Origin of the sequence: Paraburkholderia sp. GAS82, assembly GCF_050436285.1 — a bacterium.
Classification (GTDB): domain Bacteria; phylum Pseudomonadota; class Gammaproteobacteria; order Burkholderiales; family Burkholderiaceae; genus Paraburkholderia; species Paraburkholderia phenazinium_B.
Genome location: NZ_JBNDLX010000013.1, coordinates 230838 through 249211 on the forward strand (window position 1 = coordinate 230838; position 18374 = coordinate 249211).

Annotated in this window: 12 protein-coding genes; 8 read left to right on the plus strand and 4 right to left on the minus strand. The window is 61.3% G+C overall.

Translation table 11 applies throughout. The annotated features are described in order from the left end of the window. Positions 1-294 precede the first annotated feature (294 nt). The 8 genes from P3T17_RS32975 (at position 295) to P3T17_RS33010 (ending at position 13797) form a co-directional block, all read left to right on the plus strand. Entirely contained in the window at positions 295-1305 is a 1011-nt protein-coding gene (locus P3T17_RS32975) for an FHA domain-containing protein (protein WP_429411003.1), read from the plus strand. 7 nt (positions 1306-1312) lie between these two features. Then, positions 1313-5416: a TOMM system kinase/cyclase fusion protein gene (locus P3T17_RS32980; RefSeq protein ID WP_429411005.1), complete on the plus strand. Its 4104-nt coding sequence runs from the start codon at positions 1313-1315 to the stop codon at positions 5414-5416. Continuing rightward, complete coding sequence (locus tag P3T17_RS32985) at positions 5409-5768, plus strand: BMA_0021/BMA_0022 family TOMM bacteriocin (protein ID WP_074268437.1); 360 nt, start codon at positions 5409-5411, stop codon at positions 5766-5768. Before P3T17_RS32980 ends, P3T17_RS32985 begins: the two co-directional genes overlap by 8 nt. Before the next feature lie 17 nt (positions 5769-5785). Next, a complete protein-coding gene (locus P3T17_RS32990; RefSeq protein WP_074268436.1) occupies positions 5786-6139 on the plus strand; it encodes a BMA_0021/BMA_0022 family TOMM bacteriocin in 354 nt (117 codons plus the stop codon). A 94-nt stretch (positions 6140-6233) separates the two neighbouring features. Continuing rightward, positions 6234-8474, plus strand: coding sequence for a TOMM precursor leader peptide-binding protein (locus P3T17_RS32995; RefSeq protein WP_429411056.1), 2241 nt, complete (start codon positions 6234-6236; stop codon positions 8472-8474). Positions 8475-8575: 101 nt separating this feature from the next. Continuing rightward, positions 8576-9838 (plus strand): branched-chain amino acid ABC transporter substrate-binding protein, encoded by a 1263-nt coding sequence (locus P3T17_RS33000; protein ID WP_429411008.1) that lies wholly within the window; start codon positions 8576-8578, stop codon positions 9836-9838. An 81-nt stretch (positions 9839-9919) separates the two neighbouring features. Next, entirely contained in the window at positions 9920-12064 is a 2145-nt protein-coding gene (locus tag P3T17_RS33005) for a hydantoinase/oxoprolinase family protein (protein ID WP_429411010.1), read from the plus strand. Then, on the plus strand, positions 12064-13797 hold the full coding sequence (locus tag P3T17_RS33010) for a hydantoinase B/oxoprolinase family protein (protein ID WP_429411012.1): 1734 nt from the start codon (positions 12064-12066) through the stop codon (positions 13795-13797). The genes P3T17_RS33005 and P3T17_RS33010 overlap by 1 nt, the downstream gene beginning before the upstream one ends. Before the next feature lie 17 nt (positions 13798-13814). Here the strand turns inward: P3T17_RS33010 and P3T17_RS33015 are convergent, their stop codons facing one another. From P3T17_RS33015 to P3T17_RS33030, 4 genes are all read right to left on the minus strand, one after another. After that, positions 13815-15962, minus strand: a complete 2148-nt coding sequence (locus P3T17_RS33015) for a tetratricopeptide repeat protein (RefSeq protein ID WP_429411014.1) — start codon at positions 15960-15962, stop codon at positions 13815-13817. 170 nt (positions 15963-16132) lie between these two features. After that, positions 16133-16774 (minus strand): GFA family protein, encoded by a 642-nt coding sequence (locus P3T17_RS33020; RefSeq protein ID WP_429411016.1) that lies wholly within the window; start codon positions 16772-16774, stop codon positions 16133-16135. Then, on the minus strand, positions 16693-17823 hold the full coding sequence (locus tag P3T17_RS33025; RefSeq protein WP_429411018.1) for a WD40/YVTN/BNR-like repeat-containing protein: 1131 nt from the start codon (positions 17821-17823) through the stop codon (positions 16693-16695). The genes P3T17_RS33020 and P3T17_RS33025 overlap by 82 nt, the downstream gene beginning before the upstream one ends. Before the next feature lie 34 nt (positions 17824-17857). Then, the gene (locus P3T17_RS33030; RefSeq protein WP_429411020.1) at positions 17858-18127 is read right to left on the minus strand and encodes a MoaD/ThiS family protein; all 270 of its coding nucleotides are present in this window, start codon (positions 18125-18127) and stop codon (positions 17858-17860) included. Positions 18128-18374: the final 247 nt, after the last annotated feature.

Below are 18374 nucleotides of genomic sequence, written 5' to 3' on the forward strand. Positions count from 1 at the left end.
GTCGATTTTCGATTGCTTGCGTGACGCATCAAACTCGGGCAACATCGCTTCCGGGATTGCGAAGCGGCAGAGGCTTGGCTGGAGCCTTTGCCGGACGAGCGACACAAAAAGTCTCTAGAATGACAAACTCGCGATTTTCACCAGAAAATTACGGGGAAACGCGGCCGTAAGATTAAGTTGTCTACGGCACCACGCATTATTAAAATGCATTTCCAGTCATTGTTAAGGGCAAGTGATCAATCGCCGGTTTGATCACTGCTTCGCGCAATCAGGCGAAAACCACGGTTCGATGTGATGGCGACGCTAAAGAACAACGTGTCCGGGGAATCATGTCTGTTGAAGGTTAATCACGTGTTCGGCCGAGATGCCGAGCGTTGCGACACCGTCATTCAAGACGCCTACGTTTCCCGCGTGCATGCGATGGTCCACTTCAACGGCGGGCAATGGAACCTGCTTGATCAAAGCAGCAACGGCACGTTGCTGTCGGGTACATTGCTGCGCCATGGCGAGCATGCGCCTCTGCGCGAAGGCGATCTGATTCGCTTCGGTAAAGCGGTTGACGGCACCTGGGAGGTCGCGGATCTCGCGGACCCAGTCGATACGCTGTGGCCCGTTCGTCCGCCCGCTCGTCCCATTCTGCTCGAATTCGCCCAGGTGCTGCCAGGCGACAGCACGCCCGCCATCAGTGTGATGCGCTCCACGACCGGCGAATGGCTGTGCGACGACGCTGGCTCGCTGCGTGTGCTTCATCACGGCGACATCATTACGGCGGGCAAGCTGAGCTGGCGCCTGGAAATGGCACGCAATGACCAGACGCTCACGCTGGCCGCGCCGCCCGCGCTCGCGGCACCGCCGGCACGGATCGAATTTGCGGTCAGCCTGAACGAGGAACACGTGCGCGCTGTATTGCACACACGCGGCGGCGCGGTCGACCTCGGCGAGCGCGCCCATCATTACTGTCTCACGACCCTCGCACGGATCCGTTTTGCCGACGCGCAGGCGGGCTACGACAGTGGCTCGCAAGGCTGGGTTGAAATGCCCGAACTGTCGCGCATGCTTGGACTCGACGTAGCCCACGTCAACGTGCAGATCCATCGTGCCCGTGCCCAGTTTGCGGCACTTCCGGGTGAGGGGAAGGTCGAGCTCATCGAGCGCCGCCGCGGTAGTGTGCGTTTTGGCAACATCGCATTCCGGGTCATGCGAGGAGAGCAGCCGGAATGTCTGTGGGTGCCGGGCGATCCCGTCAATGGCGACGCCACGCGCACCATGACTGCGGACCTGACGCGGCACGCCCTGTCGAACTGATTGCGCAATGCCCTCCACATCTGTGACGTCATCTACCGATTCGCGCGCGCCCGCTGAGGCTGCGCATTCACCTCAGACATCATCTGCACCGGCGGTCGAACTGCATGGCGCGCATAGCTACCGGCTCGGCGCGCGGCTTGGCGAAGGCGGTAGCGGCGCAGTCTATCGGGCAACCCGGGTCGATACCGGGCAAACGGTTGCGATCAAGCTGATGCACGAAGACGTTGCGCGCACGGCGATGCAACGCGAACGTTCACGCGCCCGCTTCGGGCAGGAAACGCGGCTGTGCGAGACGCTTGAACATCCGCACGTGGTGGCATTGCTCGACAAGGGCGAGACACCTGACGGCCAGTTGTTCGCCGTGTTCGAATTCGTGCCGGGCAAAACGCTGCGCGAGATGATCGAGGATGAAGGCGCGCTTTCTGCGGTCACGACAGGACTCCTGATGACGCAGGTGCTCGAAGGCCTGGCGGCCGCCCACAAGCAGGGTATCGTGCATCGCGACCTGAAGCCGCAAAACGTCATGGTGACGGCGACCGGTGACGTACTGCATGCGAAGATCCTCGACTTCGGCATCGGCGCGCTCATTTCCGACGCTACGTTGCCGGATGCGTATACGCTGACGCAGGCGACCGAGGTCCTCGGTTCGCCGCAGTATTGCGCGCCCGAGCAACTGCGCAAGGAAGCGCCGACACTCAAGACCGATCTGTACGCGTGGGGCCTCGTCGTCATCGAATGTTTGACGGGGCAGCCTGTCATGCAGGGCGCGAGCATTGCCGAGATCCTCTACCAGCAACTCAGTCCCGTCGATGTAGCGTTGCCGCCGGCGATTGCCTCGCACCCGCTCGGCACGGTATTGCGGCTGGCGTTGAACAAGAATCCGCAGTTGCGTGCCGGCTCCGCGGATGAGCTCGCGGAACAGTTCCGCGCACTGCATTTCCAGGCGCTCGTCGGCGAATTCAATTACCCGCGCGGATCACGCAAGTCCCGAACTGCCGAGGCGAAAGTTGCCACCCTTTCGACGAAGGCGCCGGATGGCGCAAGCGCATCCCGGCAGGTGACGGCGCTGTGCTGCAGTGTGGGCATCGTTGAAGACAGCACGCCGCTGACGGCCGATCCCGCTTCGCTGGAAGCGCTTGAGGCGAACCAGCAACAATGGCTGACGCGCTGTACGGACATCGCAGTCGGGTACGGCGGCGAAGCATGCGGCAAGCTCGGCGATACGTTGCTGTTTTACTTCGGCGCTCAGGTCGGGATCGATCGGCCGGCACGGCGCGCCGCGCGTGCTGCGCTCGAAATGGCGCGGCAGTCGGGCCGCGCGAACCTCGACGACACGCAAACGCCGAACGGCTGGCGCGTGGAGATAGCGGCGGCGTTGCATGTCGGCCCTATTGCCATCCGTGTGCCACTCATGGGCGAGGGCGCTACGGCGGCTACAGCTGCGAAGCTGCTGCGGCTTGCCACGCCGGGCCAGATTCTGCTTAGCGAAGAAGCACGCGAGTCGCTCGACCGGTATGCCGACTACGCGCCCACCGGTTTGCATTTTGCGCGTGCGGGCCATCCGTCGCGCAACGTCTATGCGTTGCTTGGCGAACGTCACGAGCATGCGCCGTTCGATTCGCTCGACCGCAACGCGGCGACGCCGCTGATTGGCCGCGAGCGCGAGCGCGAAGCGTTGCTGCAAGCCTGGCGCGGCGTGGTAGCCTCCGCTGCATCCGAGGCACAAGCCGGCGAGGGCGCACCGCGTCTTGCGAGACTGGTCGTTGGTGATCCGGGCATCGGCAAATCGCGACTCGTCTATGAGCTGTGCGAAACGGTACGCAACTCAGGCGAGACGGTTGCCTACGGCGCATGCCTGCCGGAGCGCATGAATCACGCACTGTTTCCGATCCTGCGCTTCGTGGCGGCGCATTGGCAGCTCGATCTCGAAGGCGACCCGGCTAGCGCGCTCGCCGTACTCGACCGCCTGATCGCCCCGCTTGCCTGCGATCACGCCGCAGCGCGCGCCACGCTCTCTGCGTGGCTTGGGATTGCAGCGGGGCCAGCCAACCTGCGCTGGTCGACTGCGAGGCAGCAGCAAGCGCTTTTCGATGTCCTGCGCCAACTGATCGCTTCGTCAGGACAGGGCGGACCCGTGCTGTTCGTCATCGAAGACGTGCAGTGGCTCGATCGCATGAGCTTCGACTTCCTTGAGTCACTGCGTCTCTCGCCGGTATGCCGCTCGGTTCTCGTCGTGATGACGTCGCGTCCCGAAGTGCTCGACCGGTGGCGTACCAGCACCGAGCGTCTGATGCTGCGACGCCTGTCGCGCAACGACACACGTGAGTTGATCGCGACGCTGCTGGGTAAGGCCGATTTCGATGCTGCCACGCTCGACTCGATCACGCAGCGCACGGCCGGCATTCCGCTGTTCGTCGAGGAAATTGCGCGCGAATTCGTGATCAGCGGCGCGATGCCGGATACTGGCGTGGCGCAGGCCGATATCGGTGCACCGGATCATCAGCCGTTGCCGGCCAGTTTGCGCGACATGCTCGAGCTCGCATTCGATCGTATCGACGGCGCGCGCGACACCGCGCAACTGGCGGCCACGATCGGCCTCGAAGTCGATGCGCAATTGCTCGCCGACGTTTCGCCGCACGCGGCCGACGTCCTCAACGACGACCTGAAACGCCTGCTCGAGGCGCGCATCATCTATGCGCAGCACCGGCTCGGCGGCATCTCGTATGCGTTCCGGCATGCGCTGATTCGCGATGCAGCCTACGAATCGATGCCGGCCGCGCTGCGGCGCGACAATCATGCTCGCGTGGCACGGGCGCTTGGCAAGCGGCCAGAACGCGGCAATGGCATGCAGGACGTCAACATTGCGCAGCATTTCGTGCATGCACGGGCCTTCGAAGAAGCCGTGCCGCACGGCATTCGCGCCGCACAGCGTGCGCTCGAACGCGCCTTGCACGACGATGCGATCCGGTATGCACAAACGGTGCGCGAATGGCTGACCCAATGCGATTACGCCGGGCGTGCACACGACGCGGCACGTGCCGATCTCTCGCTCGTGCACGCGATGATGGCACGCTTTGGCTGGGCCGATCCGCAAGTGAAGGGACATACCGAGCGTCTGCTGGACGAGGTCGGCGGCCTCGAGGATCCACAGCTTGCCGCGAGTGCATTGTGGACGCTTGCGACTTACTACCATGTTGCCAGCGACCGCGCGGCCGTGCAGCGCATCGCCGCGCAGCTGATCGAACTGTCCGTGAGCGAAAACGATCCGTCGATCCGTGTGGCCGCCGATGCGATGCACGGCATGAGTCTATGGATCGATGGTCACTATGCCGAGGCGCGCTCGGCGTTCGATGCGGCACTGTCGGGCCACATCGTGGCTCGCGACGCAGGACACCGGCGCCTGTTCGGTCTCGATACGCGGGCATGGACAATGGCTTCGCTGGCGAGCCTCATGTGGCACATGGACGAGGGTCCGGATGCAGCGCTGGAGATGGGGCGCACCGCCGTGCATTCCGCGACCTGTGTGGACCATCTGCCGACGATCGGCGTCACGCTGATGTATTGCGCGCGGATGCAGCAATGCAGCGGCGATCGCGAAGGCGCGCGTGACACGTCGGCGCTCATCCTGAGCCTGTCGCGCACTTACGGACTGAACGCGGTCGAGCGCTATGCCGCCGCCATCCACGCGTGGTCCGAAGGGGACCGCGACGCCGTTGCGGGGCACATCGAGGCATTGCGCCGCTCGGGATGCCTGCTCGGCCTGACCTACTACGCCTCATTGATCCCGGAGATGGATGCGGCCCGCGGCGACTGGCAATCGGCGCTGCGTGAAATCGATGCATGCCTCGCACTGTGCGAAACGATGAACGAACGCTACTACGAGGCCGAACTGCTGCTTAAGAAGGCGACTTATCTGTTCAACGCGGGCTCGCGTGAACCGGGTGAGGCCGCGGGAGAAACGTGTCGCCAGGCGCTTGCTATCGCACGTAAGGCCGGCATGACGCGCACCGCTGCGAGAGCGCAAGACATGCTGGAGCGCCTGCAGTCAAAAACGTTCCCAGAACAGTTACCGATCAGGCCACACCCACCCATGGAGAGCGTCAGTGAGTAACCTCGAAAGCAGTTTTCCAACCTACCAGCAGTTTCTCGAATATCGCGCTGTCATCGTTCAGGCGATTGCCGTCGCATGGCACGACGACGCCTTTCGGGTCAAGCTGGTAGACGACCCGCAAAAGGCACTGGCCGACCGCTTTGGCTACCGCTATCCGTTCAGCCTCGCGCTGAAGGCGCAGCTCGACACCTCGGAGTGGACACCGGCGACCAACGGCGGCTGGACCACGCTCGAGAACAATGTGCTGGAACTCGTGCTGCCGCCCGCGCCGGCCGACCCGGAGCAACACGCCATCGCGCTTGCCGCTTATAACGCAAAACATATCAGCGTCATTGAAGACGCTAAACAATAAACCGGGGAAGACCGATCATGGGAATGAATAACGCGGTTCCTACTCAGGAATCGATGCTGGAGTTCCAGGACGTGTATCTGCGCGCAATCGCACTTTCATGGAAGGACGCAGCTTTTAAAGACGCTTTGTTAAAGAATCCTAACGATGCGCTGGCTCGTTACTTCGACTATCTGTGCCCGTGGATCATCAACCTGAAGATCAGCGAAGCCCCAGCCGGTTCGGGATGGGACGCGGCGAAGCAGAGCTGGTCTTTGCCAGCTAACGCGATGACGTTTGGTGTGCCGGTGCGTCCGAAGCTGTCGGACGAGGAATCGATTGCGCTGGCAGCCTACAACGATGCAGGGCCGTGCTACCTCTTCACTTGTTGCTGAGATTGGACTGACGTGCTGCGTGCGAATGCGGCGCGTCGATATTCCACCGCATGCCGGCGGTGATATACCTGCCGCCCTCGTTCGCCCTGTGTCCATGCTCGATGACTTTTCCCGCGCGCTGCGCTTCAAGGCGCATTTGTCGGTACTCGACGCGGGGCCCGATACGCTTTTCATCGTTGACGAGACCCGGCGCTCGGTTCTGCGTGGTGCGGTCTATGTGAGCATTGCCGCGTGTTTGCGCGAGAGCATGACGATTGCTCAAACGATAGCGACACTCTCGGCGCGTTTCTCCGACTGGCAAGTTCTGGCGGCACTCGATCATCTTGAGCGCCAGGCCTATCTCCGAAGCGATGCGCCTGACGAACTCGATGCCGCACGAGGTTTCTTCGAACGCACGGGGCTTAACGGCGACCGCGCTTGCGAGCAACTCGCGCAACTGCGCGTCGCGGTCGAAGCATTTGGTGTCGACCCGGCACCTCAGGAGCGGGCCCTCGCGGCGTGCGGTATCGACGTGGACCGCGAGGCACCTTTCGTGATCGCGCTCGTCGATTCATATGCGCGGCGCGAACTCGCCGAGGTAACCGAACGCGTGTTGGCACGAGGCGGCTCGGTGCTCGTCGCGATGCCCTACGGCATACAACCGCTCATCGGGCCGCTGCTGGGCCCCGCAGACAATGCGCCGAACGCGCCTTGCATTGCATGCCTGCGTTATTGGACCTCGCTTAACCAGCCGGTGCAGACCTTACTCGCGCGTCATCACGGCGATGTGGCGTTGAGTCTCGCGCCGGCGCATACGCTTGCCAGCGTCGCCGCGGTGAGCGCTTTCGCTGCAGCGCTGATCCAACAGATCGCGGTGAGCGAAGCGCGGCGCGAGCACGCTCGCCGGCATATTCTTTCGTATCGCATCGACACGTCGGCCACGGCGTCACATCGTGTGGTGCGGCGCCCGCAGTGTCCTCATTGCGGCAATCCTCACTGGATGCAGGAACAGGCCACACGCGCGCCGATCCTCAAGGGGGGAGACGTGCTCGCCTCACGCGAGGGCGGTTTTAGAAGCATCGAACCGCAGGGCGTCCTCAAGCGCTACGCCCATCTCGTCTCGCCGGTCAGCGGTGCGATTGCCTACCTGCATCCGATGCCGGGCCGGCATGCGGGCCTTCGCCATGTCTATGTGGCTGGCTATCTGGTTTGTCCACCCGGCATTCCGCGCACGAACCGCTTCGACCGCGTCTGTTCCGGCAAAGGCCGCACCGACGAGCACGCCAGGGTCAGCGCGCTTTGCGAAGCCATAGAGCGCTTTAGCGGCGTGTATCAAGGCGATGAAATGACGGTGCGGGCCAGCATGCTGGAATTGCAACGCGGCGACGCTCACGGTGGGAGCGCTCCGGTTGCTGTCAACGAACTTCAGCAATTCAGCGAAAGCCAGTTCGCGCGCCGCGATGCCATCAATGCCCTGACCGAAGATGTGCGCAAGCAGGTGCCGCGGCGCTTTTCCGGCGACGACGTCGTCGACTGGACGCCCGCATGGTCATTGAACACGGGAATGCGCCATTGGGTGCCGCTCTCGTACTGTTTCGCCGACACGCCGGACTCGGCCGAAGGTCTGACGTTCTGCGTCCATAATCCGAACGGTAGCGCGGCGGGCTCGTGCCTTGAGGAAGCCATCTTGCAGGGCTTGCTTGAACTGGTCGAGCGCGATGCGACGGCAATCTGGTGGTACAACCAGGTGCAACGGCCCGCTGTGGATATCGCGAACTTTCGTGATCCTTATTTCGATGCGCTCTTGCGCGAGTATGAGTCGATAGGCTGGCGTCTGTGGGCGCTCGACATCACTCACGATCTGGGCATCCCCGTTATCGTCGCGTTGGCCGAAAACCCCGCGACGGGACGCTTTTCGATCGGCTTCGGCTGCCATCTCGACAGTCGTATCGCTTTGCAGAGGGCGCTGACCGAGGTCAATCAGCTGCTCGACGTGACAGCTGATGCACCGCCTCCATGGGACGCGGCAAAACTGTCCTCGAAGCAGTTTCTGTATCCCGCCACTGACCAGACATCCGTCGATGCAACCGTGCACGCGTCAATCGACGCGCGTGAACTGAGGGATGCCATCGAGCAGTGCGTGAGCAGGCTCTATGCGGCAGGCATGGAGGTGCTCGTCGCGGACAAGACCCGGCCCGATCTTGGACTGCCCGTGGTCCAGGTCATCGTGCCGGGCTTGTGCCACTTCTGGCCGCGTTTTGGCGCCGTGCGGCTTTATTCGGTACCGGTTAAGCTAGGCTGGCTCAGTCGCGCCCATAGCGAAGAGGAGTTGAATCAGGCGTTGCTGTTTCTTTGAGCCGGATTCGATCAAGGCGCGCGCATCGCTCCGCCAGTTCGTCATAAATAGGCACTACCTGATATTTTTCGACGTTTTTGTTGTGCAAGAATTTTCTCGTATTGAACCCGCTTCATAACGGAGAAAACATGCGACTGTCACTGTATCCGGGATTGCTAACACGCTGTCTAGATGGCTTGTTCACCGCTATCGAAGCAGGTGCGGTGTGCGCGCAGTGCACGTTTGGCCGCCTCGGCGTGGTACCGGTCGCAGTAACCCTCGCGGCAGGAATCTTCAGTGGTGCCGCCCATGCCCAGGCAACGACAGTCGAGATCGGTTTTGCCGCGCCCCTTTCCGGCAACTCCGCCAATTTCGGCAAAGACATGCAGATGGGTGTTCAGTTGGCCCTTGACGAAGTCAATGCCGGGCAAGTCGTCATCGCTGGAAAGCCGGTGAAATTCGAACTCCAGGTGCAGGACGACCAGTCGGATCCGCGAATTGCGGTGCAGGCGGCGCAACACCTGGCGGATGAAAAAGTGGCCGCAGTCATCGGACACTTCAATTCCGGCAACACGCTTGCCGCTATCCCCGTCTACAAGCGCGCGGGCATCCCCCTGATCGTTCCGTGCTCCTCGAATCCGACCATTACCCATCAGGGCTTCGATTTGCTTTACCGGCCATACGGTACCGATTTCACGGTCGCGGAGAGCGCAGCCCATTACGCCGTGGAAACCTTGAAGGCCAAACGGATTGCTGTCGTCGATGATCGCACCACCTTTGGCCAGGGCATCGCAGACGAATTCGAAAAGGGTGTGCGGGCTGCTGGCGGCACCATAGTGACACACGAGTACACGACGGATACCGCAGTCGACTTCCGGGCCATTCTGACTTCAATCAAAAGCGATCGCGCAGATCTTGTCTTCTTTGGAGGTCTAAGCAATCAGGGCTCGTTGTTCGTCAAGCAGGCCCGCCAGCTCGCATTCGACGGACAACTGATGGCAGGTCCCACCTTTGCCAATCAACACTTCCTGCAACTGACGGGAGACGCGGCCCAAGGAATGATCGGGATTGAACAAGGCGCGCCATTGGCCCAGCTCGATAGTGGCCGCGCTTTCCTGAAGAAGTTTCACGACAAGTACGGAACGGACCCGATCGGCTTCGCAGGCTATGCGTATAACGCAACGCTGGTCGTCGTCAACGGAATGAAACAGGCGAATTCGATCGACCCGGCAGTGTTTGGGCCCGCGATCAGCAAACTTTCTTTCGATGGCATCCTGGGACCGATTTCGTTCGACAAGAATGGCGACCTCAACGATGCGAAAGTCACCCTCTACAAAGCAGGCACGAATTCATGGGGCGCCGTAGCTACGGTTAGCGCCAAATAACACACCCGACCCGACGATATGACAACCCCCGGGAAAGATCAGATGTCTTCTCGAAGCGCAGTGACTGCGAATGGAGGATCCGTGACGATACGCGCCGGTGTGGACATCGGCGGCACTTTCACCGATGTCGCGCTTGAGTGCGGCACAATGCTGTATTCGGCCAAGGTTTTGACCGATTACGCTCAGCCCGAACGGGCGATTGTCGAAGCCATGCGGCGCGCTACGGCGCAGGCCGGTATCGCCATGAGCCAGGTTCAGGCGATTGTCCACGGCACGACACTCGCCACCAACGCGTTGATCGAGCGGCGGGGGGCGTACACGGCATTCATCACTAGCGACGGTTTCCGCGACGTGATCGAGATGCGGACCGAAAGCCGCTTCGACCAGTACGATCTCGGCATTACGCTGCCCAAACCCCTGGTGCCGCGTCAGGATCGACTCACGCTGCGTGGACGTATGAGTGCTAGCGGAGCAGAGCTTGTGCCGCTCGATGAGAAACAACTGGACGGAATCATCGGGCACATTCGCCACGCGGGCTATGAGAGCGTGGCAGTAGGACTGATGCATAGCTACATCAATCCGGCCCACGAACGGCGAGTTCGCGAGCGCCTGATAGAGGCCATGCCGTCGCTTGCGGTATCGCTTTCGTGCGAGGTGTCACCGCAAATCCGCGAGTACGAGCGCTTCAACACGGTCTGTGCGAACGCGTTTGTGCTGCCCCTGATGTCATCCTATCTGAACCGGCTGGCTGGGTCACTGCGTGAGGCCGGGGTCGACTGCCCCATCTACATGATTCACTCCGGCGGCGGACTCATGTCGCTGCGGAGCGCTGCCGCGTTGCCGGTGCGACTGCTGGAATCAGGGCCGGCGGGCGGAGCGATCTATGCAAGCCACGTCGCTGCCCGCTTTGGCCTGGGTCGAGTGCTGTCGTTCGATATGGGCGGTACGACCGCGAAGATCTGTCTCATCGAGCAGCAACGTCCAAAGACAGCTCGCACCTTCGAAGTGGCACGGACGTATCGTTTCAAGAAAGGCAGCGGAATGCCTATTTCAATCCCCGTCATCGAAATGGTTGAGATCGGGGCTGGGGGCGGTTCAATCGCTCATGTGGATGAGTTACGCCAGGTGCGTGTCGGTCCGGAAAGTGCCGGGTCAGAGCCAGGGCCCGCCTGTTACGGCCGCGGAGGCGAGCGGCCGACTGTGACCGACGCGGATCTTCTGCTAGGCAAGCTCGATCCAGCACGTTTCGCTGGCGGCAGCATGCAACTGTTTGCCGATGCGGCGCGAGTTGCTGTCGACGACCATATCGTAAGGATGTCACACCATTTAGCGGCAGACACCGATGGTGAGGAGGCAAGCAGCCATACTCCGGAAAACCGCATCGTAGATGCAGCATTCGCTGTTGCCGAAGTGGTTGACGAAAATATGGCTAATGCGGCCCGCGTCCATGCAGTCGAAAACGGCTGCGAACTCGATACCTATACGATGATCGCTTATGGCGGTGCCGCTCCTTTGCATGCCGGCCGCATCTGCGAAAAGCTCGGAATCCGGCAGTTTCTCGTGCCACCGGGTGCGGGCGTCGGATCGGCGATCGGATTTCTGCGCGCTCCTTTCGGCTACGAATCGCTGCGCAGCAATGTCATGCGACTCGACAGATTCGACGCGGATGCGGTTAATGCACTGATCGAGGACATGGCGGCAGAAGTCACTGCGTTCGTACGCGAGACGGGCTACGAGGGCCCTGCACATCGAACACTGCGAGCTTACATGCGTTACGCAGGGCAGGGATGGGAGATTCCTGTCGATGTGTCTGTGGAACGCTTCGTTGGTGAGGACGTTCCGGCGCTGCACGAGTCCTTCGAGAAGGCCTACCTGACCTTGTTCGGTCACACGGTTGCAGGACTGGATGCGGAGGTCGTCAGTTGGGCACTGCAACTGCGTACGGATGTCGCGGAACCGGAGCGCATGAGTATCGCCAAGGGTAACCCGTCGGGCCTCTCGCGTGAGAGTCAACCTGTTGAACGGCGCCTGGTATTCGATGCGCAAAGCGGTCGATTTCATGACTGTGCGATCTACGATCGAGAAGGTTTGCAGGTCGGAGAGCGCCTTGCGGGTCCCGCGATCATCGCCGAGCGGGAAACCTCGACGCTGGTGCCGCCGCGCTTCAGCGTTATCCTGCAGCACGACGGTTGCCTGCTGGTTGACCGAAACGAAGGAGTGGCGTGATGGATCATCACGAGACAGAGCAGACTGTGGCAACCACACCGCAGGAATCCGCCCCGGACTTCAAGGTCCGCGAGCAGATCATGTGGAATCGCCTTATTTCGGTGGTCGAAGAACAGGCGGTGACGCTGATCCGTACAGCGTTCTGTACGAGTGTGCGGGAAGCAGGTGATCTTTCCGCCGGCGTTTTTGACGGGCAGGGGAGGATGATCGCGCAGGCGGTGACGGGAACGCCCGGACACGTGAATTCAATGGCTGAGGCGGTTGGCCATTTCATTGAGCGCTTTGGTCCGGAGCAGCTCTTTCCTGGCGACGTTCTCGTGACAAACGATCCGTGGTTGGGTACGGGACATCTGCACGACATCACGGCAGTTACACCTGTGTTTCGCGAGAGTGCACAACCGCACGACGCGGGAGTGGCGCCTCGGTTGATCGGTTTTTTCGCTTCCACGGCACACGTTGTCGATATCGGGGGACGTGGCTTCGGCCCGGATGCAAGAGAGGTGTACGAAGAGGGGATCTGTTTGCCGCCGATGAAGCTGTATCGGCGCGGAGAACTGAACGAGGATCTCATTGCAATCCTGCGCAGCAACGTGCGCGAGCAGGACCAGGTCATTGGGGACTTCCATTCCCTTGCTGTCTGTAACGACACCGGTCGCCGACGCCTCATGCAGATGATGGACGAGTTCGGTCTCGACACGTTGGAGAACCTGGCGTCATTCATTTTCGAGCACAGCGAGCGTGCGACACGCGAGAAGATCGCAGCGTTGCCGAGAGGCGAACACAGCTACCGGATGACCGTCGACGGGTACGATCACGAGATCGACCTTGCCGTAAAGGTTCATGCGCAGGGCGATACGATGTATGCCGATTTCAGCGGTACGTCCGGCCCAAGTGCATACGGCATCAACGTGCCGCTGACGTATACGAAGGCTTACGCCTGCTATGCGTTGAAGTGCGCGATTGCGCCAACCATTCCGAACAACTGGGCTTCGCTGCGGCCTTTCGTCGTGACCGCGCCAGATGGCTGCATTCTCAACGCACCGCGCCCGTGCGCGGTAGCAGTACGCCATGTTCTCGGCCATTTGCTTCCGGACGTGGTGCTGGGCGCGCTGCAACCCCTTTGTGCGGATATTGTGCCTGCCGAGGGTGCGAGCGCGCTCTGGAACCTGCAGATGGCGTTCGAAGGCACGCGTGAAGATACGCTTGCGAACCGTCATCAGATGCTGACATTTAACAGCGGCGGCACCGGCGCGCGGCCTCATAGCGACGGACTCAGTGCAACCGCGTTTCCGAGCGGCGTTCAGACGATGTCCGTCGAGGTCACCGAAAGCGTGGGGCCAGTCGTCATCTGGCGCAAGGAATTGCGACCCGATTCTGGAGGCGCGGGCAAATGGCGCGGGGGGCTCGGGCAATGCATCGAGATCAGCGCCCAGGACGGCTATCGTTTCAGCCTTAATGCCATGTTCGACCGCGTCCTGAATCCGGCGAGGGGGCGCGAAGGGGGAGGGGACGGCGCAGCGGGCATTGTTGCGCTGGACGACGGGACATATTTGCGCTCCAAGGGCAACCAGGCTATTCCGCCTGAGCGGCGTCTGGTGCTTTCGCTGCCTGGTGGCGGTGGATATGGTTCTGCCGAGCAGCGTAATGTGGCTCAGGTCAGGGCGGATGTTGCTGCGGGGTATCTGAGTGAGGATTTGGCCAAGGTTCAGTATCCGGGGGCTTTTGATGAGTGATGCCAATGAACTGTGCCTTAGGCAGTCATGTCACTTAGCGCTGCGCACACGCGCTTGATAACATCCGGCCAGTCTCCGATCGTGCGTTGACGGAACAGACGAACCGATGGGTACCACGGACTGTCATCACGCTCAAGTTGCCATCGCCAGTCGCAATTGACCGGCAATAGCAGCCACGTCGGCTTGCCCATGGCCGCGGCGAGATGAGCCGTCGCCGTGTCGACGCTGATTACGAGGTCGAGGTTCGCGATGATGGCCGCAAGGTCGGAGAAGTCGTTGATCTCGTCACCGAGGTATTGAAATGATGGCGTGCTCGCGAGGTACGCTGCGTCGTGCGCGTGCAGACCCTTTTGAATGACGAATACGTCTGCCTTGGCGAGAAGTGGGGTGAAGCACGCGAGAGATGCGGAACGGTTGCGGTCGTTACCATGCTCCGGATTCCCCGACACCGCGATGCCGACACACGTGGTATGGGCTCGGGCAGGTTGTAGTCGACGGTGCCACGTCTCAGTGGCTTGCGGATCTGCGCGGAGGTATCCGGAGACGTAGGGGATCGACGAGGACTCTATCTTCAATGCGTCAGGAAGGCTAAGCAAGGCGATAGCAAAGTCGCAGGCGGGAGGCGTCTCACCTCTGGCAATGACCTGAATGTTGCGAAAATTTTCAGTGACTAACGCCTTTAGCGGGGGTTGAACCTCAAGCACGATGTCAACGCCGCGCGCTCTCAGTGCAGATGCGTAGCGGCAAAACTGGATGGTGTCCCCGAAGCCTTCGTCGGCCCAGATCAGCAGGCGCTTGGCCGTGATGTTTTCTAAGCCTGACCATACTGGAACGTCGGCATGTCGGCGTACGTTGGGTCGGGCACAGCGCCAGCGCGATTCGAATCCTGCCCATCCCTTCAGGTATTCGCCTCTTTGCAGATGCAGCAGACTTGCGTTGAAACTTGCCTCGGCGTGGTCGGGATCGATTGATAGCGCGTGCTCGTAGCTTGACATTGCTGCTTCGGGTTTTCCCAGTGCCTGCAAGGCCATGCCCCGGATATTCAGGGCTTCGACCTGAGCAGGGTAGAGGGAAAGGGCGTGGTTCGCGGCGGTCAGCGCTTCGTCATACCGCTGCTGATGGAGCAGTACAAAGGCTCGATCGGTCAACACCTCGCTATTCCTCGGTGCAATCCGCACGGCGCTTTCGAGCACTTCCAGCGCCTCCGAATAGCGCTTCAGGGAGCTCAGGGAACGGGCTTGTCCGAGACGCGCCTCGACGTTCTCTGGTTCATCCGATAACGCTTGCTGGAAACTGCTCAGTGCGTCGGTGAAGCGCTGAAGTTGCAGCAGGGCGGAGCCGCGACCGCAGTATCCCTGTGCGGTCATATTTTGTTGGTCCAACGCAGCGTCAAAATCTTGCAGCGCGCCGTGCGCGTCGCCGAGGTATGCGCGTAAGATGCCGCGGTTTTGAAGAGCGAAGTGCAGATCGGGCTGGATCGCGAGGGCCTGGTTAAAACTTGCGATGGCTTCCTCGCGACGGCCGAGCGTCACAAGGGCGTTGCCGCGGTTGTTCCATGCTTCTGCCAGGTCGGGCTTGATTCGCAACGCCGCGTCGAAGCTGCGTAAGGCGTCCTCGACGTCACCGCGCTCCAGGTGCAGGACACCCGTTTGATGCAGGGCGAAGGTGTGATCCGGTTGAAGTGCAATGACGCGTTCAAAGCTCGCTATTGCTTCGTTGCGTCTTGCCGGATCATTCCGGGCAAGTCGGGTTAGAACGTTGCCCAGGCCCAGCCACGCACCGACGTTGCCAGGGTCGATCGTTGTGGCTCGTTCAAAGCTTGCACGTGCCTCTTCGTTTTGATCAAGCGATTGCAAGGCGAGCCCGAGATTGACATGGGCTGCGGCGTTTTCCGCGTAGACATCTAGTGCTTGTCGGATCAGGTCTACGGCGAGATCAGGTCTCTGGGACTGGTATGCGGTGACGCCGAGCAAATGAAGTGCGTCGGGGTGCTGGGGTTGTGTGCGCAGCACAGCTTCGTATAAGGCTTGGGCTGCGGTGAGGTTGTTTCGCCGATGGGCCTGGACGGCGTCTGCGAGTAATTGGGCAGTTGTTGGCTCGTCGGCCTCGAGTTTTGGGGCGACCGGGGCTGGACGTTTGTCGTTGGTGGGGTTTTCGGGGCACATTGCACAATTCTACGAGTCTGGAAACACCTTTGCGATAGTATCTTCGTGGAGCGTCAATTCACGGCAGCCCGGTGGTGGGACCGGGCGTTTCTAATGAGCCAGAACGGACACTTCATTTGCTCCCAACAGTCCGTCGTGAACGGGGTTGCCAGGAGGACCGCTGCCGCTGGCTAATACATGTGCTCGATGCCCGGGGGCATTTCGACCCAGGAGTGCATGCGTTCTTCGTACACGGAGAAATTCGGGGCCGGAAATGTCGGATCTGCGAATGCCCCGACGGCGATGATGATGCTGTCTTCACGTTCGTCATTGATGTAGTACACCGGGGAACCGCATGTGGGGCAGAAATGGAACGTGCTCTTGCTTCCGCCGTCACCAACCCGAACGAATGTGTTTGATGTACCGGCAATGGTCACCGACCCCGCGGGGAATCGTGCCTGTGCCGCGAACACGCTACCGGATCTGCGTTGGCAATCCAGGCAGTGGCAAACGGAAACGCCAACCGGCGCAGCCGATGTCGTGGCTGTGAGTCGGCCACAAGCGCAGCTGGCGATTCGATTCGTTTCGATCATTCTATTTGCGCTCCTAAACTTGGCGTTATATACGTCTAGTGTCAATGCTTCCGAACCCCTTGATGGCTGGAAGTATTGGTCCATCGCGCCGATGCACGTATTCAGGCTATGTCCGGCGCATGTAGGCGTTTCACGTCTCACCCACCCGCTTCGTGCTCTCATCCAAACCGAACACAATATACCGGCGGCAAATGCGCTGAAATCAAATGCCAGCTTTCGCCGCCATCGTCGGATGTCCATAGCGCGCCAGTGGTCGACCCCATCGCGAGGCGCGTGCCGGATTCGTCTACAGCGAGCCCGTGCCGATACACAAGGTCATACGCCGGTGCAGGCGGTAACCCTTTCGAGAAGCGCTCGAAAGTGCGGCCTCCATCGCGTGTGCGCGTGACGACGAACTGGCCGTCTACCGGGATCCGGTACTGGTCTTTGACGGCGGGCACGAACCACGCAGTGTCCGGCTCGCTCGGGTGCACGGCAACCGCGAAGCCGAAACTCGATGGCTGTGCTTCGATTCGCTGCCAGTGGGCAGCGCCGTCGGTCGAGCGGAAGATCGCGCAGTGATGCTGTGTCCACAGCACATCGGGGTTTGCCGTGCATTGCACGACGTGGTGCGGGTCTTGCACGTTGGCATCGCCACGCCGCTCTGGGGGCATATAGTCGGCCTCCATGCCCTCGGCACTCAGGCGCCAGGTCGCACCACCATCAGCCGTTTGCCAGACACCGCCGCACGACACGCCGATCGTCACGTGCCGGCTGTCGCGCGGATCGACCATCACGGAATGGATGCCCGGCGCGTCGTAGCCGCCTCCGAGCCATTCGCGGCGCTCCGGGCGATCCCACAGTGCACGGTTGAGTACCCATGTGTCGCCACCATCCTCAGAACGAAAAAGCCCACCGGGAATTGTGCCGGCCCACAAGACGCCCAGCTCATCCGGGCCGCCGGTTTCGAGCGACCAAATTTGCTGAAGCGTCCAGGGCGGCGGGCTGGGCGCGGCCGCGCTCGCATTGTCCGCGCCGTCACTGGTATGCGTCTCGTCCGCTGGCTGCGGCGGGTAAATGGGGACCGCGCACTCTTCCCAATCGGCCATGCCTGCGCGCCGGCGATGCAGTTTCACGCCGAAGTGGCCAAGATTGAGCGCGGCATACAGCGATCCGTCGCGCGGATCAGGTAGCACCATGCTCACCGGCTCGCCGGCGAAATACGGGTCTCCGAGGGTCCAGCCGCCCCCAGCGTCGGCTTGCAGAACGAATAATCCCTTGCGGGTTGCAACAAGCAATCGATCGCTCATGTCGAGTGTCCCCTGGAGTACGAGTGGAACCTTCTTATCCGCCCGAAAGCGCTTGTATGACGTAAACCCGGCTTTCCTCGCCGATCGCATCGGACAGACGTTGTCGGTCGCGCACCGGGCGGCCATCGACAAACACAGAGAGATGCCTTCGCAGCGAGCCCTGATCGTCAACGATGTAGCCGCGCAGTCGAGGTTGCGCGGCGAAGACGGCCTCGAGTGCCTCGCCGAGCGTGTGCGCGTCGATCTCACGCTCGGGCGTTGCGATGTGCCGTTGAATCGAAGCAGCGAAGAAGATGCGCGCCATGGCGGGGTAGCCGAGCGGGAACGGCCTTGTTCGTCGATTCTGAAGTTTAAGCGATCCGCCTTGTGCTTCGGGGAATCGCCATACACCAGACGAGAGGCTGTGCTTCCTCCCACGCGTTCGTGACAAAAGTTGTAGGCGAGCACGTCTGCCGATATCGAGGCCGACTCCCGACGCCAGGCGCGGCGCAAGGTGGCGACGTCGCAAACCCAAGGGTGGCAAGTCCGATGTTGCCCGCGAAGCAAACGAG